Origin of the sequence: Desulforegula conservatrix Mb1Pa, assembly GCF_000426225.1 — a bacterium.
GTDB lineage: Bacteria > Desulfobacterota > Desulfobacteria > Desulfobacterales > Desulforegulaceae > Desulforegula > Desulforegula conservatrix.
In genome coordinates this window covers 14,048-36,296 of record NZ_AUEY01000011.1, presented here as the reverse complement: position 1 = coordinate 36,296, position 22,249 = coordinate 14,048, and the positions used below count along the sequence as shown (strand labels likewise).

Here is a 22,249-nt window from a genome sequence, read left to right as displayed (position 1 = left end):
TGAGCACCCTACGAATAAAAAACAGGTGGCAAGGAGAAAAAAATGAATGGAATGACACAAATCGCACAACCTGTTCTTGTCACAGGTGCCAATGGATTCATAGGAAGGCGCGTCGTGGAAAAGCTTATTAATGAAGGAGTAAAGGTTCGGGCGCTGGTGCTTCAGGGCGAGCAAATTCCTTCATCATGGACAGATTCCGTCGAAGTGGTTTGCGGCAATCTTTCTGATACCGCTTCTGTGGAAAAGGCTACTGAAGGCGCTGCCACAATTATTCATCTTGCAGCGGTTGTGTCTGACTGGGGCGATGAAAAGCTTTTCTGGGAATTCACTGTGGAAGGCAGCCGCAGGGTTTTTGATCAGGCCGTGAAAACAGGAGCGCGGGTAGTGCTGGTGTCGAGCATTGTTTATTACGGGGACAAAATTTACAGTCAGTCCTGCCCTGAAGAAACAGAACGAGGAAAAAGCCTCGGGCCATACAGCAGAACCAAACAGGCCCAGGAAGATCTGGCGTGGGAATATCACAGAAACCAAGGTATGAAGCTTAGCGTGGTGAGACCTGCCAATGTATTTGGGCCAGGATCAGGCCCCTGGCTTCATGATGTAGTTGGCGTACTTCAAAGCGGTTCGCCTGGTCTTGTATCAGGAGGCAAAATGAACGCGGGGCTCGTTTATGTGGATAATGTCGCTGATATCATAATTCTTGCGGCATCGAAAGACGAAGCCCTCGGACGGGCCTTTAACGCCTGCGACGGTCTTTCTGTCACATGGAAGGAATATTTTTCTGACATAGCATTTATGATAGGCGCAAAAAATCCGGGATCTGTTCCAAGACCTCTGGCCCTTGGAAGTGCTTATGTCTGCGAATGGATCTGGAAGAAACTAGGAATAAAGAAAAGACCTCCGGCAACGATAGAAGCGCTCAATCTTGTGGCGTCTGAAAACAGGATACCGAATGACAGGGTAAAAATCGAGCTTGGATATGAGCCTCAGATTTCATATTCAGAAGGCCTGAAACGGACGAGGGAATATATTGAAAACGAATTTACCGGTTTAAAGAAAAAATCAGATCCTTTTTTTAACGGAAAACTGGCCTTTATCACAGGAGGCTCCAGCGGAATAGGTCTTGCCACCGCTTTCCGTCTTGCTTCAAAAGGATGCGGAGTTGTTCTTTTTGCAAGGGGTCATGAAAAGCTTAATAGGGCCTGCCATGATATCATGGTTCGCACGGGAGCTTCGATTCCTGTTCATTCGATATCAATGGATGCCTCTGATAATGATGACGTGCAAAAGAAGATAGATTTGGCCGTAAGTCAGTACGGAGTGCCTGATTTCCTGATAAACGCCGCAGGAATAGGCTGCGGGGATCTTTTCGAGAACATTTCCTTTGAGCAGTTTGACCGTGTAATGAAAACCAATGTTTATGGAGTCAGGAACACCACAAGCGCAATCCTTCCGTATATGAAGGAAAAAAAGGGCGGACACATTGTAAATCTCTCGTCAGTGGCCGGACTGATCGGAATGTACGGTTACAGCATTTACAGCAGCTCGAAATATGCGCTGATTGGCATGAGCGAAGGCTTAAGAAGCGAACTGAAGCGCTTCGATATTGGCGTTACCCTTATCTGTCCGCCTGAGGTAAATACGCCTTTTCTCGAAGAGGAGGCCGGCTCTCTTCCGGCTGAAAGCCGCATGGTCAAGAATCTGGCCGGACTTCTTGAACCTGAGACAGTTGCAGATGCAATCGTCAATGGAATCAAAAAGAAGAAATTCATGGTCATTCCAGGCATTGAGGCAAATTTTCTGTATTTCTGGCACAGAATCAGCAACGGACTTCTCACGAGACTTCCTTCGGACTGGATCGTATCCTTTGCGGCCTGGGAAAATGGTAAAACTGAAGAAATGGAAGCAAAATCTTAAAAGAATCGTTCGGTCATTCAAGTATTCAGCAAAATCAAAAGAAAATTTTAACCGTCGGCCACTCGGCCAGTCAATGATCATGGCCGGCGGTTAATCATATTGATGATATTTCCTTGAAGGAAATCATGCGGGTTGCGGTCTTGTCATCCCTCACAAGATCTGCGTGGGCTTCGTCGGTCTCGCTTCTCATAACTGTCTTGCCTTGTTTTACAAAACATGTGATGCTTTCAACCTTCCAGTGAATTTTTCCGTATGTTTTCATGGCAAGTCCTCCTTTTTTTTAAGAATCAATGCGCTATTTGTTTTATTATCGGCCCCATTGTCATTCCCTTTAGAAAAATCTCACGGTTTGACATTAACCTCTTATCAATTTATACAAACCATCTGTAAAGACTTGTTCATTAACCTGAATTCACCGGACACCAGAAAATGGAAAAGCTGAGCCTCGAAAATCTGATAGCTGTTAAAGGTAATCTTGAAAGGGTTCTGGATAATCTTAGCGAAGGCATAATGGCGCATGATCTGGACAGAAGAATTTTCGCATTCAACCGTGAAGCAGAGAGAATCACAGGTTTTTCAAGATCAGAAGTGATCGGAAAAGACTGCCATGAGATAATGGGCGGACCATTCTGCGGGGAAAACTGTTCTTTCTGCAATGACAGGGACGCTTTTGGCATTTTCCCAAAAAAATACTATGTCAATCTATCTGCAAGAAACGGTGATGTGATACGCCTTGAAATGACGGTTACACCCATGACAAACGAAAACGGGGAGGTCGTGGGCGTTCTTGGGTCTTTCAGGGACATAACCGAAATACTCAGACTACAGATAAAGGTGGGCGAGCTTTTCAGCTTCAGCAACATAATCGGCTCAGATTCGAGGATGCTCCAGGTTTTTCAGCAGATAAGGGATGTCGCAGCATTTGATTACCCTGTTCATGTATTCGGAGAAACCGGGACAGGAAAAGAACTCGTTGCCGCAGCCATCCATAACGAAAGCAACAGAAAGCCGGCGCCTTTTGTTCCCATAAACTGCGGGGCTCTGCCAGAAGGTCTTATTGAAAGTGAGCTCTTCGGACATGTAAAGGGTTCTTTTTCAGGAGCCATAAAAGACAAAAAGGGAAGATTCGAACTTGCGGACGGAGGCACTATTTTTCTGGACGAGGTCGCTGAACTTTCAAAGTACATGCAGGTGAAACTTCTCCGTTTTCTTCAGGAAAGCACATTTGAAAGGGTTGGCGGAGAAAAAACCTTAAAAGTCAATGTAAGGATAATAAGCGCCACCAACAAAGACCTTAAGCAGGAGGTGGCCAGCGGAAATTTCAGGGAAGATCTTTACTACCGCCTTAATGTTGTACCGGTTGTACTTCCGCCTCTAAGACAGAGAAAAACAGATATCCCGCTTCTTGTTCAGCATTTTCTCAGACAGGCTTCCGAGAGATACGGATCGCCCGTCAAAAAAATTTCTGACCAGACAATATCCCTAATGATGGACTATGCCTGGCCCGGAAATGTAAGGGAACTCCAGAACGCTGTACAGTATTCCATAGTAAAATGCGGCGGACATATCATAAGGCCAGAGCACCTTCCAATGGAGCTGAAAAAGGACATGGATCTCAGGCTTTCAAAATCTACCCAGGGATTAAAGCTTGATCTTAAACTCGTAAAAGAAGCCCTTGCAAGAAGCGGAGGCAATAAGTCAAAGGCTGCAAAGGCCATGGGCGTTGGAAGGGCGACTCTTTACAGGTTCATGGAGTCAAATCCGGAGGTCATGGATCAGGAAAACACCTGAAAAACTAATAATCAAAATCTCCTCCAAAGGAGCTGGCTGCAAAGCCAGGGATGTCCACAATATATCAGAAATTAAAATCACAATCGCACCGGCTACGCACCGCATCATAAAATCTATTTTCAGGTTGATTATAAAACCACAAATGCTTATTTATTAACTCAACAAGCATTTGATTTATTTTTTTGCATTAACACAAAAAAAAGCGGCCGATTATATATTCCCCAATATCATATCCAGGAGGCTTACCATGGAATTCAGTGAATTAGTCAAACAAAGAAGATCAGTCAATTTTTTTGACCCTGACAAGGATGTTTCTCCCGAACTTCTCAAGCAGGCAGTCGAGCTTGCTGCGAATTCTCCTTCAAGTTTCAATCTCCAGCCCTGGAGTATTATTGAAATCAGGGATGCTTCTAAAAAGGAAAAGCTCAGAAAACTCGCCTGGGATCAGCCCAAAATTACAGACGCTCCTGTTGTTCTTATTTTTCTTGCTGACATGGAAGGATGGAATGCAAGCAGCCATGTCTTTGAAAAGAATTTCGAGGAATTCAAAAAAGCAGGGATAATGAAGGAAGAGCAGAGGGAATGGCTGGCTGGTTCATGCAGAAATCTGTATGGAATTTCTGATGCGAGATCTCTTGCGTTTGCCTGCAAAAACACAGGTTTTTTTACAGGAATATTCATGCTCGCGGCAAAAAGTCTCGGCCTTGATACACATCCAATGGACGGTTTTGATCTGGACGGAGTCATAAAGGAATTCAAAATACCTGAAAACTACTGGGTTCCCCTGATAATGTCTGTGGGATATTTCAAGGAAGGTTCACCAATGCCTCCTTACAAATGGAGAAAAAAGTACGAAGATATAATGGTTCGTTTCTGATAAAAGAGCGGCATCTCAAAAATACATCAAAAACCGGCCTGTTTTGACATTTATGGGAGTATGGGTTATGAGAATATCAAATATTAAAAATATGATTCACGGCTTCTTTTCCAGCAAAACAGGCGGGGGAAAACCAGATCCTAAAAATCATGGAATCGCGGCCAGCCCCTTGAAAAAGGAAGAAAATATTATGGGCGAAGAAAACAAAAATTCAGATGTAACCATATACTCCCTCAGCACTTGCAGCCATTGCAAGGCAGCCAAAAAATTCATCGGAGATTGTGCCGTAAAATATGAATTCATAGATGTTGACATGCTTGACCGTGAAGAGCGCATGGCAATTCTTGAGGACGTAAGAAAAGTCAATCCTCGCTGCTCCTTCCCCACCATTGTAATTGGCGACAAGGTGGTGGTTGGTTTCAGGGAAGATCAGATAAAGGAGGCACTGGGACTCTGATGGACATAAATCAGCTTTATGAAAACCTGAAAAAAATTCAGGAACCCAAAGGTTATTTTTTTAACTCTGACAGGGAAAAGGTCAATGATCTTCTTGAGTCCCTTCTTCTGAACAAGGAAAGATACGGTTACATGGCCTGTCCTTGTCGGCTGGCATCAGGAGACCGGGAACACGACAAAGACATTTTCTGTCCGTGTGTATACCGCGAACCTGATGTCGCAGAATTTGGAAGCTGCTATTGCGCCCTTTATGTTTCTGAAGACTGGAACACCGGAAAAGTTGAAAACGCTTATGTCCCGGAGAGAAGACCACCTGAAAAATTATTCTTTTAGATTTTTGGCTCTCCCCGATTAAACAGGGGAGAGTCTGTTTATCAGCCAACGAAAATAACAAAGTTCAATAATAAGATTGCTTTTCACACATATTGAACAAATCCCTTCTTTTCTGACAAAGATCTATCCATAAAACTTTATTTATTTGATTTGATTGAAAAAAAACACCTCCAAAGCTTGACATCAAGAAACAAAATTCAGATATTCAAAACCTGCTTCCGGGAAAGCGCGGAAATTGCAGATCAAATTATTCAATAATGATTAATCTGAACAACAACCATAAGGTTTGTTGTCAAGCTTTTTTGTAAAAAACCGACCTGCCGGAGGCATTGGAAAAACAACAAGTTTCCGGTTTTTCAAATAATAGAATCTTCGGACGGATTTAATATATGATTTACAATATCGGCGTGGACATAGGCTCCCAGAACATTTATTCCGTAATTCTCAGAAACGGAAAATTTTCAGGTTATTTTTCAATGCAGCATCAGGGGAATATTCCCGAAACTGTAAAACAGCTCATCCATCATATTTCCGGAAAAATTCCAAACCCAGAGTTTGTCAAAACCGGCATCACAGGCAGCATTGGGCGGGATGACATTCCCCTTATCGACTCCGTGCTCGCAAATATAGAAGCTGCAAGAATCACAGGAAACATCCACAGACACATTCTCTCTGTGGGCTGCGAACGAAGCTTTCTTATAAATATGGATGAAAAAGGCAATTATACCGGACATTCTGCCCAGAGCGACTGCGCCGCCGGAACCGGAGGTTTCATTGACCAGCAGGCTTACAGACTCGGAGTCGATCCGGAAGGCTTGGCTGAAATGGCTGAAAAATATGACGGCCCTGTTCCGACCATTGCCACAAGATGCGCGGTATTTGCAAAATCAGACATTATTCATGCCCAGGCAGCAGGATATTCTCCTTCAGGAATCGCTGCCGGGCTCTGCAAAGGCATGGCCAGAAGCATTGTAGCAAGCACAACCCAGGGCAGAGAGCTGGACGGAAGCCTTGTCTTTGTCGGAGGAGTCGCTAAAAACAGGGCGATTGTTCAGGCTTTGTCAGATCTTTTTGAACAGGAAATAGATGTTCCTGAAAACGGTGTGTTCTGGAATGCCATGGGTGCTGCGATCATGGCGGATCGGCCTTTCAGCGATCTTTCGTCCCTTACTGATAATTCAGCCACAAAAAGAAATACGCGCGCGCCGCTTTCCGCCGCAGACATTGACTATCCTGATTTTTCCGCAGACAGGACTGAAATAATTAATGATGTTGAAGTTACAACATACGCTCCATCTGAATCATTCAACGGAGAAGATATCTATCTTGGCATAGATGTTGGCTCCACAAGCACAAAGGCCGTCGTGACAGATAAAACCGGCATGGTCTTGCTCGGGGTTTATACCAGAACTCGTGGAAATCCTGTAAAAGCCGTGTCAGAAATCCTTGCAAGAATTCACGCCATATTTTCGAAAACCGGCTCCGCCATAGCAGGGGTTGCGACAACTGGCTCGGGCAGAGAACTCATAAAATCAGTTTTTGGCGCAGACATGGCCATAAACGAGATAACGGCCCACGCAAAAGGCGCCACATTCATAGATTCAGACGTTGACACCATTATTGAAATAGGCGGCCAGGATTCCAAATTTACAAGACTCAAGAACGGAGCCGTAACCCTTGCCACCATGAATTATGTATGTGCTGCCGGAACAGGTTCCTTCATAGAAGAACAGGCCATGCGCCTTGACATCACACTTGATGAGATTCCGGCTTTGACTCTTGGGAAAACCGCGCCATTCACGTCTGACAGATGCACAGTCTACATGGAAAGAGACCTGAATACCCTTCTATCGGAGGGCTGGGACAAGGCAGGAACAATGGCAGCAGTTCTTTTCAGCGTGAGAGACAATTATCTCTCCAAGGTTGTGGGAAAGACTCCTTTTGGCAAATGCATTTATTTTCAGGGCGCCACAGCCAGAAACAAGGCTCTTGTGGCGGCATTCGCTGCGGAACTCGGCACAAACGTGAAGGTCTCCAGATTCTGCCATTTAACTGGAGCGCTTGGTTGTGCTGTTGCTCTGCGGGAGGCAGGCCTGAGCGCTTCCGATTTTGCCGGAACAGACATTACATACACCGTAAATATGGAGGTCTGCGAGCTATGTGCCAATAAATGCGATCTTTCGGTTTACGATATAAACGGAAGAAAGACAGCATGGGGAATGAAATGCGGAAGAGATTTTAGCGATACCGGAAGAGGCAAGCAAAAGACATTCTCTGATCTTGAAGCCGCTTTCAGACAAATCATGAGGCCTGATGCTGAAAAAGAAGCGGGAGGCCCTGCTGTCGCCCTTCCTCAAGTGGTTTACATGTCCGAGTACGGCCCATTGTTTGAGTCTTTTCTGATGAATATTGGATTCAGGGTCAAAATGATTTCAGGATCAGACAAGGCTCTTAAAGATGGAAGCAGACGCATCCAGGCCGATTTCTGCGCGCCCATGGCAATGGTTCATGGTGTGATTCTGAATGCTCTCCAGAGTGATTGTGAATACGTTTTCTTCCCGACAGTCATAAACGCACCGCACGAGTCTGAAAATCTGATTCATCCTAAACCCTTGTCTGAAAAAACCGAAGACCGCTATTTCTGCTATTATTCTGCTTATGCTCCGACAATTCTTGCATCAGCTGCTCCTTCGGAACAAAGAGACAGGCTGATATCTCCGAAGATCAGTTTTTTCAGAATGTCCATAAATGAAGTGGCGGAACGTCTTGCTAAAGATCTGAGAGACTCCATGAAACTTGATCCTGATCATGTGAAAGAAGCTTTCGTGGATGCATGGAAGGGTTTTGAGACAAGAAAACATATCTGGCAGCATCTTGGAAAAGAAAAGCTTAATGCTTCTCCTGATAAAATTTCCATAATGTTAATGGCAAGACCTTATGTTCTTTTCGACCGCAGGCTTAATCAGGGAATTCCTGCAAAGCTCGAATCCATGGGTTTTGATCTCATGATTCAAAGCATGACCCATGCGCCGGAAGACCAGGATAATCTTATGCACTGGCATTACGGCCAGCAGATGATGTCGGCTCTTGAGGCAGTTCGGACAAATCCGCATATTTATCCTGTTTTTATTTCATGTTTCAGATGCAGCCCTGACGCCTATCTTATGACAGAATTCAAGGCTCAGATGGATAAAATGGGCAAGCCCTATCTCATACTCCAGCTCGACGAGCATGGAAGCGATGTCGGCTACCAGACAAGAATTGAAGCTGCGATCGAAACCTTTGCCACCCATTTTGGAACAGGCGGAAAAATAGTTTCAGAAAAATCTCTTCCAAGATCCGTGAAAGGCGAATTGAAAGAAGGAGACACCCTTCTCATTCCATATACAGATGGCAGAATAAACAGGCTGCAACAGGCGATTTTCAGAAATGCAGGATATGACGCGAGGGTTATGCCCCTTACCTCTGACCAGATTCATCTTGGTTACAGATATGCGTCCGGAGGCGAATGCCTGCCCAATGTGGCTATTCTCGGTTCAATGATAGACTTCATAAAAAAGGAAAATCTTGATCCTTCAAAAACCATGCTTTATCTGCCGTCAATCTGCTTTGCCTGCAATTTTCCCCAGTATGGAGCAATGATCATGAACGGACTGGAGCATGCGGGTCTTGGCGGAGCAGGAATTATTTCTCCAAGCGGACTCGAATCAGTCCCTGGGCTTTCCATGAGGGCAAACGCCAATCTTCTGGCTGCTACAAATATCGGCTCAATTCTCCATAAGCTGACATTCAGATACAGGCCTTACGAAACAGAGCCTGGAGCCACAGATAAGGCCCTTGCCGAAGCTGAAGAAGCTGTCATAGATCACATCATGAATGGCAAATCCATGCTGAACGCGGCAAAAGCGGTTCGTGAAATTGTGGAAAAACTTCCGCTTCCAACCGAACGAAAACCCCGCATTGCTGTTCTTGGGGATCTTTATGCCAAATATAATGATGTGCTCAACGAAAGAGTATGGGATCTTGCTGAAAGTCTGGGAGGTGAAATTTTTGTGCCTTCCTACAATGAAATGCTGATCCACGGAATTTATGCAGACGCCCTTGAAAAAGGAGCAGACACAAAATCCGTGTCCACAATGGTAAAATTCGAGCAAAGATTCGAGGCTGTTTTCAAAGGCCTGCTCGATGACCAGTTCGAACCCACACCTGAAGAATGCCACGAACTGTTACAAAAATATGGAATGGATCAGCCCATACCAGGCGAGACAGCCATAAGCGTCGGCAGAACCCTGTATTATGCTGAAAAAGGCCTGGTCAGCGCAATCATCCATGTCAATCCTGTTTTCTGCTGCCCAGGAGTCGTATCTTCCGCGATATTCAAGCGCCTTCAGGAGGAGACAAGAATTCCTGTCATAGATCTGTTTTATGACGGAACAAACAAACCGAATACGAGAATCATTCCCCATCTTTATTATCTGACGAAACAGGCCAGGGGCATCTAAATATATTTGCGAGATCATTAATCCTGATGGACTCGCAAAAAGTCAAAAAAAGGCATCTACGTCATGCCGGACTTGATCCGGCATTTTTGTATTTTCAGATACTTCTGGATTCCGGCCTACGCCTGAATGACGAAAATCAGACTTTTTGCGGCGTTGACAATAATGAATTTAAAAACGCATATAAGTCGGGAGACGGGGAATTACTTCCACGCCCCCCTCTTTTTGTATGGGGCTTGTCAGAATCTGGCAGACTCAATACGGCGAATCAACTCAAGCGCCTCGGTAGGCGGCCGTTTTTCAACCCGCCTGTATTCCCGGCAGTCCGCTGTCCTGTTCATCATGCCGTAGTCGCAAAGCCATCTGCGAAGAAGCGTATGATCTCCGAAAAGATGATTGTCTTTCAGAAGCTGGTCAACCTCTTTCTCAGTGAGAACCTGTCTGGCTGGCAGCCTGGACCAAATGACCCACAGACAGATTTCCTGCTGGCTGCGCTTTGATGGCCAGCGCATAAGCCGTCCTCCGGAGTCGAAAAACCGCAACAAACGCTTTATTCTATCAAAAGAGTCAGGCTCTGGTGTGATCGGTAGTTTTTCCAACTGATTCTGTGCTGTGATTTGAGCCCTGTAATGCTGAAAATTGCGGTAACCGTTGGCGCGCACCAGCATGTTTAAAAGTTCGAGATGACTCGGCTTGGGTTCGCAGTTGGTGAGCTGGCCTTTTAACGAACGGGCCAGGGCGGAAATATCTTCCGAATGGAAATGTAATAACATTCTGGACATCACTTATCCTCTCAAAGTGTGCCTATCCTGACTGGATGAGTCGGTGGTCGCCGTCTTCCGACGCGGCACAAAATAAGTTGTCCGGTCGAATTGAGAATTTAGGCAGGTTTAGCTCCCCTAACGGGGCGGCGACGCCTGGGTGAACTGCCGACCGGAAGGGAATATACTGTACGCCCGGCATTATTGTCAATGTCTTAAAATGAAATGTAACGAGCAAGTTAATATCCGCACCTGTAAGTATACATGCAAAAAAAATTCACTTATTCTTGAAAACATATTGCTTGCGATAAAAAACAATTTGATCAAACATACGATTTTTATTAGGCATTGTTTAATAATCAATTATTTTGTGCGATCAATTTATCTTTATTGGCAGAGAGGGGTGCTCAGGATGAGAAAGTCTTTATTTTGTTTGTTTCTGTTTATTTTGCTTGGATCATTTTCATATGCATTGGCAGCGACCAAAACAGTCTGGAGTACGAACTGGAACGTAATGACATTATGGCAGGATGGCAACTCTGTTTCTGGCGAGTATATTTATGACGACGGAGTAATTTCAGGAACCATGGATGGCAAAAATTTCAGGGGATACTGGAGAGAAGCCAATAACGCTAAACAATGCGGCCCTAGCAATGAATGGAGCGGCCCTGTGGTTCTCCGCTTTTCTGACGATGGTAAATCCTTTACAGGATCATGGGGATATTGCTCGACTGACATAAATTCTCTTGACCCCAATGGAAGCGGATGGACAGGAACCTTAAAGGAAGGTGCGACAGGATATACCCAGACAGAATGCGAAGCAGCAGGAAGATACTGGTGCAACGGTGACTGCCAGATAAATCCCTGTGGTACTGATATAACCCAGACGCAGTGCGAAGCAGCAGGTAAATTCTGGTGCAATGGTGCGTGCCAGATAACAAGCTGCACCCAGACACCGGCAAACTGCAACATAAAAATTGATGGGCTTACAGTTACCGGAACACGCGCCGTCAACCAGGATGTTACTTTCTCTGTAAGCGCCTCTACAGCATGTAATGACACCCTCTATTACAGGTTTTCTGTTCATCCTGATTACGGCTCTGCCGGTTATGACGGAACCCACTGGTCGAGCATGACTTCAACGGAATACGTTTCATCAAACTCCCTTGCCTACAAATTCTCCCAGGCAGGTGATTATATTGTAGTAGTATGGGTCGTGAAAGATACTGCAAACAGCAATCCAACCGGGGTTCCTATAATTGGATGGTCGGTTCAAATCGACTGATGATTTAAACCAAGGCACCCTGCTATTACGCCTATCTTTATGATTAAAGCGCTCAAACTCTGCGCGCTTTAATCATACAAACCGTTTCCCTTTGCAAAAATTGTTTTATTAGTCTCTTTTTAATCAAGGAAATTCGTATGTTCGGCAAAAAAGATGAAAAAAACTATAAAAACGTCCTCGATAAAATCCGTCAGAAAACCCTGATTTATGGTGAAAAGACACTTATGGCGGAATTCAGGCTTGAAAAAGGCGCAAAACTTCCAGCACACAGCCATCCCCATGAACAGACCGGCTATATGGTTTCGGGATGCATGGATTTGACCATAGGTGGCAACACCTGTAGAATTGAACCAGGAGACAGCTGGTGCATCTCTGGCGATGTCGAACACTATGCAGAGGCTCTCGAAGACTCGGTTGCAATAGAGGTTTTTTCTCCTGTCAGGAAGGATTATATAGAAAACAAATAAAGTCGCGCATGAAGATAATAGAGACATATGACATCAATGCCGACACGCCCACCCTTAATTTAAAAGACTGGAGATGAGCTCCATGGCAACCTATCACAAACCGCCGCAATAGCTTTATCCGTTGCTAAAATACAGAAGCTTATATATTGATGGAGTCGCAAAAAATCAAAAAAGGCGGTGGTATTATGCAGGACGTGATCCGGCATCCTTGCATTTTCAGACACCTCTGGATTCCGGCGGGGTCTGTCCGGTGAAAAGCAGATTTTGAATCATCCATTTTCAGGAGTTTTTTTGAAGATCATCTTTAATATTATATCAAGATCCTACCTGTTATTTCTGGCCGGTTTTATCAGCGTTTTATTTTTTGCATCGGTCAACGGCGTTCAAATGCTTTTTCCTACAAATATTAGCTGGCTGATGCACGGAGATATTGGCACCCATTTCATGGGGTGGCATTTTTTCCGTGACGAACCGTGGCGCTTTCCCATCGGAAAGTTTCTGAATTATGGCTGGCCTGCTGGCTCATCCATTGCTTTCACAGATTCGATTCCTGTTTTTGCCATATTGTTCAAGCTTTTTTCGGGGCTTCTGCCAGAAACATTTCAATACATCGGGATCTGGCTTTATGTATGCTTCTTTCTCCAGGGCGTTTTCAGCATTCTCCTTGTGAGAACAGTTACCGATGATTTTTTTACCAGACTGATTTCTGCGGCCTTTTTCATTACGAGCCCTATTCTTCTCATAAGAACCGGACATCCTGCATTGTGCTCGCACTGGATTATAATAGCCGCCTTGTGGCTCTATTTTCGAAAAGAGCCCTACAGCCTAAAGTCCTTGCGAAACTGGACTATTTTGGCTGCCATAAGCGCGGCCATCCACCCTTACATAACAGCCATGTCAATGGGCATTGCCGCCGCATTCTATCTGAGGGTGTGGTTGGTTGACAAAAAAATATCCCTGAAAATGATGATAATGAATTTTTCATTAATTTTGTGCGCTGTTTTTGTAATGTGGTGGATTATCGGATATTTTGAATTCGGCCAGATTCATAATTACGGAGCAGAAGGATACGGAGACTGGTCAATGAACCTTGCTGCGCCCATAAACCCTGAAGTCGGAATTGATCTCTGGCCGGTTTCATGGTCTGGTATCATCAAGGGAATGGGAATGGTTTCATGGACCCAGTGCGACGGGTTCGCCTATCTTGGAATAGGCGTGATAATCCTATCTGTTTTAGCTTTTTGCCTTCTTGCAGTTTCACCTCCGGAGCTGAAATCCATCGCCTTTTTTCTGCCGCTCGGAGTTATATGTCTGTTTTTAATAATTTTTGCGGCAAGCAATAAAATCACCTTCGGCAGACATATTTTATTTGAAATCCCTCTGCCACAAAAGCTATACAATATTTTTTCAATATTTCACTCGTCAGGAAGATTTTTCTGGCCGGTTTATTACACGATATTCTTTATTGTGCTTAAGTCTGTCATTAAAAATTTTAATAGAAACACGGCCATTGCCATACTTTCAGTATGTCTTTTTTTTCAAATAGCTGATTCTATGGCACAATACCGTTACATTCATCAGTCAATAAAATCGATTAACTGGGAAAATCCGCTGAAAAATGAATTCTGGGGGACGTTGCACGGCAAATATAAACATCTTGTGCTTGTGCCTCCTGATCATAACAAATGGCAATATTTAGCTTTCTCCTATATTGCCGCATCCCAGGGAATGACAGTAAACACAAGCTACACGGCAAGGCACGATGTTGTCATGGACAATTTATATACGAAAAAACTTCTTGGTGAAATTTCAAGCGGTAGACTATCCTCTGATTCGGTTTATGTGATCGATGACGAGCATATTAATCTTTTAAACGGATTTGACTCGGTTTTAATCAGAAAGATTGACGGATTCTCTGTGGCAACCCTGAAAAATTAATTTATATGGACATAATCGAACAAAATGCGGCCGGGCAGATAATAAACCGGCATCCCTGGGAACTTGCCAGGCTGGATATTGTGATGAATCTGATCAATCTGATCAAGCCCGGCTTAAATGGCCGCTTCTCCGAAGAAGGCGTTATTCTTGATATCGGATGCGGCGATGGCTTTGTAGCCAGGGAGGTTGCGCTTAGATTTCCAAGTTACAGGGTGATTGGAATCGATACCAAATACGATAAAAAAAATGGCTGCAAAGACGATCAGAAAATCCCTAACCTTGAATTCCACAAATCGGTCAAACAGATAGATTCAACCATAAAACAGGCTGATCTCGTAATGATGCTTGATGTTCTCGAGCATATTGAAGACGATGAGTCTTTCCTTGGGGATATTATGTCAGGCAATATCTTTAATGCTGACACTTTATTCTTTTTGACAGTCCCTGCACATCAGGCTCTTTTTTCCAGGCACGATACTCAGCTTTGCCATTACCGCAGATACAGTCTCGATGAATTAAAAAATCTTTCAGGAAAAGCCGGGATTTCGATCATAAGCGCGGGCAATTTTTTTTTCCTGCCGATACTTCAGAGGATATTTGAAATCTTCATTGACAAGACAAATTTAGCTTCGAATACAAAAAAAATTGGGGTGGCGGGCTGGGAACACGGGCTTTTTTTTACATCCATTGTGAAAAAAATCCTGATTTCTGATTTCAAATTTTCAGAAAGACTCAAAAAATCAAAAATACTTTTACCAGGATTATCATGCTATCTGATCGGAAAAAAACAGAACGGCCAAAAACAGGAATCGTGATTCCTTGCTTTAATGAAGAACTTCGTCTTTCGGGTGATTCCATACTGTCTTTTCTGGAAAAATCGCCTGATATTCATTTCTGTCTTGTTAATGACGGCAGTTATGATGATACAGCAAATCTTATTGAACAGATAGCAGCAAAACATGATCATATATCAACGGTTCATCTCTCCCGGAATATGGGCAAGGCAGAAGCTGTCAGAAGAGGAATATTGAATCTTTGCGAAGATAAAACATTTGGCTTTGTGGGATACTGGGATGCTGATGAAGCAACTTCCTTTGATGAAATCCATGATTTTCTTGGAGTTTTTTTGAATAATGAGGATTTGAAAATTGTTTTAGGCTCAAGAATAAGACGCCTGGGTGCAGATATTCAAAGAAAATGGTATCGTCATTATCTAGGCAGGGTTTTTGCGACCATCTCAAGCATTATGCTCAAAATGCCTGTTTACGATACCCAGTGCGGAGCCAAGATGTTTAAGGCTGAACTTGCAGAGGAATTATTTCGGAATCCTTTTTTGACAAAATGGATATTTGATGTTGAAATCCTGGCAAGAGCAGCCGGTTTTTTGAAAGAAGGGATATGTAAGTCAGTATATGAGCATCCTCTGAAGAAATGGGAAGACAAGGCTTTTTCCCATTTAAGGCTGAATCATTATATTTTGGCGCCAAAAGAGCTTTATAAAATATACAAGACCTATAAATAATTCCGAACAATAAGGCAGATATTAGACATACACTAAAAAAACCTTGAAATTTATATGCCTTAACGGCAAACATTCATCCACAGACTAAGAATGACAAAGTAGCAAAAAATCCGATTCCCGTCATTCCGGCTAAGACCTGTATAGGTGAAAACCGGGAGCCGGAATCCAGAAGTACATGAAAATACAAAGATGCCGGATCAAGTCCGGCATGACGCTGAAGCCATTTTCTGGCTTTTTGCGAGTCCATAAAGCGTTACTCACTGACACGCCCATAACGTATTCAAAATTTTTTCTAAAACACCCGTTGAGGTAAAAAGTGAAAAAGAAATATCCTCTGCATAATTTTATTCATCGCACCCTTATCTTAAGGCTTGGCTTTTTTGGGGCTATATTGGCCCTTGTAATTGGTATTTCAGCCATTTTTCTGGAAAGGGACAGAATCGCAAAATCAGTTGAATCACAGGCGTATTTTTATCTCGAGCTATTCAACAGACAAAATACCGCTCTTTTTGATGTTCCCGGTCTTAAGAATACTGACGCCATTTCAAACCAGCTTGACGCCTTTGCAGCCCAGAAAAAATATCCTTATAAAACAGGTCAATTCGTTGTTACAAAGCTGTACCGCCCGGACGGATCTGTCATAACAGAGCGATCTGCTCCAGCGTCCGCAAGGATTGAAGAATTTAAAAAAATACTCAATGACAAGATCAGTGAAAACAGGACCGGGGTTTTCTCAGAAATATTCAGGTATGATAACAGGCCGTATATCTATATTACAGGAAGCCTTAATGCTTCTGACGGAAATAAAGTCGGAATGGTAGCAGCTATTTTTGAGATTTCAGACGCTACGGTTTCTGAAATGAGATGGAGGGGAATCAGGACAATGCTGATAGCCGCCGCCATTATTCTTTTCGCAACAGCTCTTCTCTATCCTGTCATACTCAATCTCACCAGAAGGCTTTCAGAATTTTCAGGGAAACTTCTTGAGGCAAATATAGAAACGCTGATGACGCTGGGCAACGCCATCGCTTTAAGGGACAGCGACACCAATGCTCACAATTACAGGGTTACTATCTATGCAGTCAGAACAGCGGAAGCCCTTGCTCTTGGAGCATCCACCATAAGGACTCTAATAAAGGGAGCTTTTCTCCACGATGTCGGCAAAATAGGCATACCTGACAATATTCTTCTCAAGCCGGGAAAACTCGATGAAGATGAATTCTCGGTCATGAAAACCCATGTTAATCAGGGCGCACAGATTGTTCTTCGCTCTGCCTGGCTTAGGGATGCCCTTGAAGTTGTGACCGGCCATCACGAAAAAGTTAATGGCAAGGGCTATCCCAACGAAGCATGGGGGGACAGCATACCCATTACAGCGAGAATATTTGCCATTGCAGACGTATTTGACGCCCTTACATCGGAACGCCCATACAAAAAACCTTTTACCTTTGAAAAGACAATGAGCATTCTTGAAGAAGACTCGGGAACACATTTTGACCCTGATGTTATAAAAGCTTTCAAAAGAATTGCTGCTTCCCTGTATGAAAAATTTGCCGGGCGTGAAGAAGAGGCAGTGAAAGAGGTTGAAGGCATTGTTAATAAATATTTTGTGGAAAATATGGATGATCTTGAATACTGACAAGGTCGCAAAAGTCCGATTTATGGCATTCCGGCTAAGGCCTGCCCCTGTGAAAAAACGGGAGCCGGAATCCGTAAATGTCTGAAAATCAAGGATACCGGATCAATTCAGGCATGACGCCGATGCATTTTTTGACTTTTTGCGAGTCCACCCTTCCTGATTCTATTTAATTTATTCATTATCTACATAAAGGGAGAGGCCGAAAACGCCTCTCCTTTTTATATTTTCAAGTTGATGTCACTTCAATCCAAGCTCATATAGTTCATTAACCCTTTCCCAGTTTATTACCTTGAAAAAGGCATCAATATATTCGGGCCTGCGGTTCTGGTATTTGAGATAATAAGCGTGTTCCCAAACGTCTATGCCGAGAATAGGAATTTTGCCTGATGTCAGGGGATTATCCTGATTCGGGGTCGGAACAATTTCAAGCTTGCCTTCTTTAAGTGTCAGCCATGTCCATCCGCTTCCAAAAACTCCGGCAGCAACGGCCGCGAATTTTTCCCTGAACACTTCGATCCCGCCGAATTCCCTGATTATGGCCTCAACCGCAGGGCCTTTTACAGGCGCTTCTTTTTTCAGAAGCTTCCAGAAAATGCTGTGATTTAAATGTCCTCCGCCATGATTTCTTACTATCCCCCTTATGGCCTCAGGTATTTTGTCAAGGTCACGGACAAGTTCTTCCACAGGCTTTCCATGAAGTTCGGGATATCCGTCAATCCCTGCATTCAGCTTATCCACGTAAGTCTGATGATGTTTAGTGTGATGAATCCTCATTGTTGTTTCGTCAATAAAAGGTTCCAGGCTGTTATATTCATAGGGCAGTTCAGGTAGTATATGTTTCATGATTCTGCTCCTTTTTTGCAAATTCATTGATTATCAGAAGCTTTTCACAAGCCCCTGTTTCAACTGAAATTAAGCATTTAGTGTATCAGCGCAAGAGTTTTCACAACTTTTTTAGGCGCACCAAGAAAACTTAACAACTTTAGAATTACTTTAAAGTTGATAAACTCGCAAAAAGACCTATTTCCGTCATTCCGGCGCAGGCCGGAATCCAGAAGCAGATGAAAAGACAAAGATGCCGGATCAGGTTCGGCATGACGACACCCCCCTTTTTTGATTTTTAGCGAGACCATCAAAGTTAAAGGATGAATTTTTTTGCCAAATTTTTTTTACAAAAAAGCGTCCCGACAATAAATTTTAAGCAGCGAATTCCTCTTCAAAAACCTCGAATCCGGGAAGATATGCTTCGATGCCTGAGGATTCGAAAAGATCCTTTACCCGTTCAATATTCTCTTCAGTTACTTCGGTAAAAACCGGAGCTTCAGTGGAAGCTGAAGACTCAGGATTCATCCATTTTCTCTTGGAATTTCCAAGTTCATGATAGGGCACAATGGAAATTCTGTTTATGCCGCACGCCTCGAGAAATCCTGCCCAGCCCGCAATATTGGCGCAGGAATCTGTAACTCCGGGAATAAGAGGCAACCTGGGCCAGAGCATCGGGCCATCTCCTTTATTTTCGAGATCAGACAAAAGGATAAATCTGTCCTTAATTGAAATGTTTGAAGATCCGCAGTATTTCCTGTGTGCCTCGTCATCAAAAAGCTTGATGTCGAAAAGAATCATATCAAGATTTGAAACCATTCCATTGAAAATATCAGAGCCATTCTTGCATGCCCAAAGTCCGCAGGTTTCCATTGCTGTATGAATTCCTTGAGATTTCAGAAGAGAAGCAGTTTCTGCTATGAATTCGGAATATAGTCCGGCCTCACCTCCTGAAAAAGTAACGCCTCCGCCTGTTCTCCTGAAATATGGAAATTCCGGAGCAAGTTTTGCAACAAGTTCCTTTGGAGACAAATATTCGCCGAATTTCACAATTGCGCCTGAGGGACAGACGTCCGAACAGATACCGCATCCTGAGCATTTTTCATTAGTCTTTTGTCCTGGCTTTGAAATCGATCCTGAAGGGCATAGTTTCACGCATTGTCCGCATCCCAGGCATTTGTCCGCCTTGAAACCGATTTCAGGTTCAGACATCCACGATTCAGGGTTTTGGCACCACTGGCAGCGCAAAGGACATCCTTTTACAAACACGATGGATCTGAGACCTGGCCCGTCCTGGGTGCAACAATGCTGGATATTGAAAATAGCAGGTGTTTTTAAATTATTTTGCATGGGCAGTCCTCTGGATTATCTCGTCCTGGGCAGATGGTTCAAGATCATTGAAATATGCACAATAACCGGCCACACGAACAAGAAGTCCCGGGTAGGCTTCAGGATTCCTTTTCGCAGCCATCAGAGTTTCAACATCAACTACATTGACCTGTACCTGCATGCCTTTCTGATCAACCAGATATGAGGACAAAAGACCTGCCGCCAGCCTTTTCCCCAGCGGCCCGTCCATGAAGGAGGTGTCAAATCTGATATTTAGTGCAACGCAGTTTGCAAAATTCGAATTGTCTATGGAGGCTGCGGATCTGAAAACTGCGGTCGGGCCATTCACATCAGCTCCTGTGGCTGGGGAAAGCCCATTTGAAAGCATTGCGCCTCTTCTTCTGCCACTTGCCATTGCGCCTGTAACTCTGCCAAAAGCGGTGTGACAGGTCATGGAATACACTCCGCTCAGATATTTTCCGTCCCGTGTGTTTCTGCGGCCTTTAACAGCGTCTGTAAAGGCATCCGCAGCAAGCTGGGTCATGGAGTCCACCTCTGAATCGCCGTTTCCAAATTTTGAGAATTTCCGCTTTAGTTCTGTTGAAAGAATCTCATTATCCTTGAAATCATTTTTCAGGATGCAGACCAGCTCAGGAAGGGTCATTCTTTTTTTATCAAAAACAAGCTTCTTTATCGCATAAAGGGCATCACCAGTATCTGCAAGCCCGACTATCTGAATAGAGGTATAATCATATTCTCCGCCACCCCACGTGACGTCATACCCTTGAGCAAGAGTTCCGTTTGTAAGCATGGAATTAACCGGAGTTGTCCTATGAACTGCATAAGCTTTTTCAAGCCAGCCGATTACCCGCACCACATCATCAGTCATTGCTCTGACCTGTTTTCTGTAAGCGGATAGAACATCTTCAAAGCATTTCATATTTTCAGGAGCCGGAGTTTTTGCGCCTTCCCGCTTAATCGAACCGAAAGAACGCCCCTGATTCAATGCCATTTCAAGACAAAGAGGAAGATTGCAAAGAGCTGCGTCAGATGAATGATAGGTTCGACCCTGGCTTCCAAGTTCCACGCAACCGATTACGGCGTAATTCCTGGCGTGCTTTTCAGTCATTCCTGCTTTTTGAAGTGCGTTTATGATTGCAGGATCACCGAAAAATGCTGGAGATCCGCAGCCATCCTGGAGCATTTCCACGCATTTTTCCATGAACCAGGATGGCGTGTTTTCGTGGATTCTGACATGCAGATTCGGCTCCCTTGTTTTTATCTGCCTGAAAGCATCCAGAAACAGACCTGAAAGTTCATTCGTGCAGTCATTGCCGTTTTCATCGACACCGCCGAGGGTTATTCCCTGACCAACAGTGTTTCCGCTAAAATAAGCGTCAAGACGCCTTGAGAAGAGAGGGACGGTCTCGCAAGCCTTGAGCTGGAATGACGCAATAAGTTCTGCTGCGGTTTTATGATCAATCTTTCCGGAATCAATATCAGCCCTGAAAAGAGGATACAGAATCTGGTCAAGCCTGCCGAATGAAATACCCTGTTCAAAATCCTCAAGATTAAGACATACATGTAGAAGCCAGCATGCCTGCAATCCTTCCTGAAAGCTTCTGGCAGGCTCGTAAGGAACACGAGCAAGACCTTCTGCCATTATTTTAAGTTCGTTTTTTCTTTCGGCAGAAGTTGAGGACAGATTTGAAATGTTGAGGGCTTCCATAGCAAGATTCCTCGCCATCTCCCTTATTCCCTGAATCACAATTCTAACGCTTCTGTAAAATGCGGTCTGATTTTCATTCAGAGGACTTCCTGTTGGAGTAATGCCAGATTCAATGGCAATAAGAGCTGTCTGATCAGCCTTTTTCAGGCCATGATTAACCACTGTCTCGTAATCAGGAATCTGGTGGGAAACCCCGGCAGCCTCGGTTACAATGAATCTTTTTGCGTCGAAAACATATTTCCACAGGGAGAGAATTCTGTCAGGGCGTCCAAAAGCATGCCAGCCGATGGATTCAAAATAATGCCTCGCGCCTGTGTAAATCAGGGATGCTTTTTCCAGCAAAGAGAGTTTGATGGGAACGGTTTTTCTGCTGCCAAGACAGAAAATGTCCTCCAGAATCTGGGACGAACCACCTTCAGGATAATAATTTGCGGCTATTCTTTTTGAAGTCATGTTGCCTGCTATTAATTCACCATCATAGATTACAGGCTTTCGGTTTGCCATGACAAAGGCGAGGGTGATGGCCCTTTTAACTGAAAGGTTCGTTTCCCTGATATATTCCATGGCGCATCTGCTTTTTCTCATGAGCCTTGGCCGCTCAAGACAGATACTCACAGCTTCCTTTACAAGAAGAGCCCTGATACCCGAGATTCTAAGAGTTGGAATAATTGTTTCAGACTGATCGTTATTATTTGAGGATTCTTTTAGCGCGGTTTTTTTCACGGACTCCTCCTAAAACTGTGGCCGAAAAAGCAAACTGGTCATATCTCATCTGGTATTACCAGTTATATTTCCACGCATAAATTTAGTCAAGAAAGAAAAATAATCAGGATTGGGTTTAAAAAATATCATGAAAAAGGGATTTGATGTTGATTCGTTTGGAT

17 protein-coding genes are annotated in these 22,249 nt (G+C 43.9%); 12 read left to right on the top strand and 5 right to left on the bottom strand.

Annotation, left to right across the window (positions count from 1 at the left end):
* Positions 1-42: 42 nt before the first annotated feature.
* Positions 43-1,917 (top strand): SDR family NAD(P)-dependent oxidoreductase, encoded by a 1,875-nt coding sequence (locus K245_RS26415; protein WP_051283927.1) that lies wholly within the window; start codon positions 43-45, stop codon positions 1,915-1,917.
* A gap of 94 nt (positions 1,918-2,011) precedes the next feature.
* On the opposite strand, the gene K245_RS27625 is transcribed toward K245_RS26415, so the two are convergent.
* The gene (locus tag K245_RS27625; RefSeq protein WP_156906713.1) at positions 2,012-2,179 is read right to left on the bottom strand and encodes a hypothetical protein; all 168 of its coding nucleotides are present in this window, start codon (positions 2,177-2,179) and stop codon (positions 2,012-2,014) included.
* 167 nt (positions 2,180-2,346) lie between these two features.
* Here K245_RS27625 and K245_RS0106385 point away from each other — a divergent pair, with 167 nt between their 5' ends.
* The 5 genes from K245_RS0106385 (at position 2,347) to K245_RS0106365 (ending at position 9,876) form a co-directional block, all read left to right on the top strand.
* The gene (locus K245_RS0106385) at positions 2,347-3,708 is read left to right on the top strand and encodes a sigma-54 interaction domain-containing protein (RefSeq protein ID WP_027358627.1); all 1,362 of its coding nucleotides are present in this window, start codon (positions 2,347-2,349) and stop codon (positions 3,706-3,708) included.
* Positions 3,709-3,955: 247 nt separating this feature from the next.
* Complete coding sequence (locus tag K245_RS0106380) at positions 3,956-4,585, top strand: nitroreductase family protein (RefSeq protein WP_027358626.1); 630 nt, start codon at positions 3,956-3,958, stop codon at positions 4,583-4,585.
* Between the two features lie 67 nt (positions 4,586-4,652).
* Complete coding sequence (locus tag K245_RS0106375; RefSeq protein WP_332248656.1) at positions 4,653-5,042, top strand: glutaredoxin family protein; 390 nt, start codon at positions 4,653-4,655, stop codon at positions 5,040-5,042.
* Complete coding sequence (locus tag K245_RS0106370; RefSeq protein ID WP_027358624.1) at positions 5,042-5,374, top strand: ferredoxin-thioredoxin reductase catalytic domain-containing protein; 333 nt, start codon at positions 5,042-5,044, stop codon at positions 5,372-5,374. Before K245_RS0106375 ends, K245_RS0106370 begins: the two co-directional genes overlap by 1 nt.
* A gap of 389 nt (positions 5,375-5,763) precedes the next feature.
* The gene (locus K245_RS0106365; protein ID WP_027358623.1) at positions 5,764-9,876 is read left to right on the top strand and encodes an acyl-CoA dehydratase activase; all 4,113 of its coding nucleotides are present in this window, start codon (positions 5,764-5,766) and stop codon (positions 9,874-9,876) included.
* A gap of 236 nt (positions 9,877-10,112) precedes the next feature.
* Here the strand turns inward: K245_RS0106365 and K245_RS0106360 are convergent, their stop codons facing one another.
* Complete coding sequence (locus tag K245_RS0106360; RefSeq protein ID WP_027358622.1) at positions 10,113-10,655, bottom strand: DUF2087 domain-containing protein; 543 nt, start codon at positions 10,653-10,655, stop codon at positions 10,113-10,115.
* Between the two features lie 493 nt (positions 10,656-11,148).
* Between K245_RS0106360 and K245_RS0106355 the strand changes: the two genes are divergently transcribed.
* From K245_RS0106355 to K245_RS0106330, 6 genes are all read left to right on the top strand, one after another.
* Positions 11,149-11,919, top strand: coding sequence for a hypothetical protein (locus K245_RS0106355; RefSeq protein ID WP_027358621.1), 771 nt, complete (start codon positions 11,149-11,151; stop codon positions 11,917-11,919).
* 137 nt (positions 11,920-12,056) lie between these two features.
* A complete protein-coding gene (locus K245_RS0106350) occupies positions 12,057-12,386 on the top strand; it encodes a cupin domain-containing protein (protein WP_027358620.1) in 330 nt (109 codons plus the stop codon).
* A 264-nt stretch (positions 12,387-12,650) separates the two neighbouring features.
* Positions 12,651-14,324, top strand: a complete 1,674-nt coding sequence (locus K245_RS0106345) for a DUF6311 domain-containing protein (protein ID WP_332248655.1) — start codon at positions 12,651-12,653, stop codon at positions 14,322-14,324.
* 5 nt (positions 14,325-14,329) lie between these two features.
* Positions 14,330-15,139, top strand: coding sequence for a class I SAM-dependent methyltransferase (locus tag K245_RS0106340; RefSeq protein ID WP_027358618.1), 810 nt, complete (start codon positions 14,330-14,332; stop codon positions 15,137-15,139).
* Positions 15,091-15,846, top strand: a complete 756-nt coding sequence (locus K245_RS0106335) for a glycosyltransferase (protein ID WP_051283926.1) — start codon at positions 15,091-15,093, stop codon at positions 15,844-15,846. Before K245_RS0106340 ends, K245_RS0106335 begins: the two co-directional genes overlap by 49 nt.
* Before the next feature lie 316 nt (positions 15,847-16,162).
* The gene (locus K245_RS0106330; protein ID WP_051283925.1) at positions 16,163-17,485 is read left to right on the top strand and encodes an HD-GYP domain-containing protein; all 1,323 of its coding nucleotides are present in this window, start codon (positions 16,163-16,165) and stop codon (positions 17,483-17,485) included.
* 237 nt (positions 17,486-17,722) lie between these two features.
* Here K245_RS0106330 and K245_RS0106325 read toward each other — a convergent pair whose 3' ends face one another.
* The 3 genes from K245_RS0106325 to K245_RS26410 form a co-directional block, all read right to left on the bottom strand.
* On the bottom strand, positions 17,723-18,328 hold the full coding sequence (locus tag K245_RS0106325) for a superoxide dismutase (protein WP_027358615.1): 606 nt from the start codon (positions 18,326-18,328) through the stop codon (positions 17,723-17,725).
* 354 nt (positions 18,329-18,682) lie between these two features.
* Complete coding sequence (locus K245_RS23345) at positions 18,683-19,657, bottom strand: glycyl-radical enzyme activating protein (RefSeq protein WP_051283924.1); 975 nt, start codon at positions 19,655-19,657, stop codon at positions 18,683-18,685.
* On the bottom strand, positions 19,647-22,088 hold the full coding sequence (locus K245_RS26410) for a pyruvate formate lyase family protein (protein ID WP_051283923.1): 2,442 nt from the start codon (positions 22,086-22,088) through the stop codon (positions 19,647-19,649). The genes K245_RS23345 and K245_RS26410 overlap by 11 nt, the downstream gene beginning before the upstream one ends.
* Positions 22,089-22,249 lie beyond the last annotated feature (161 nt).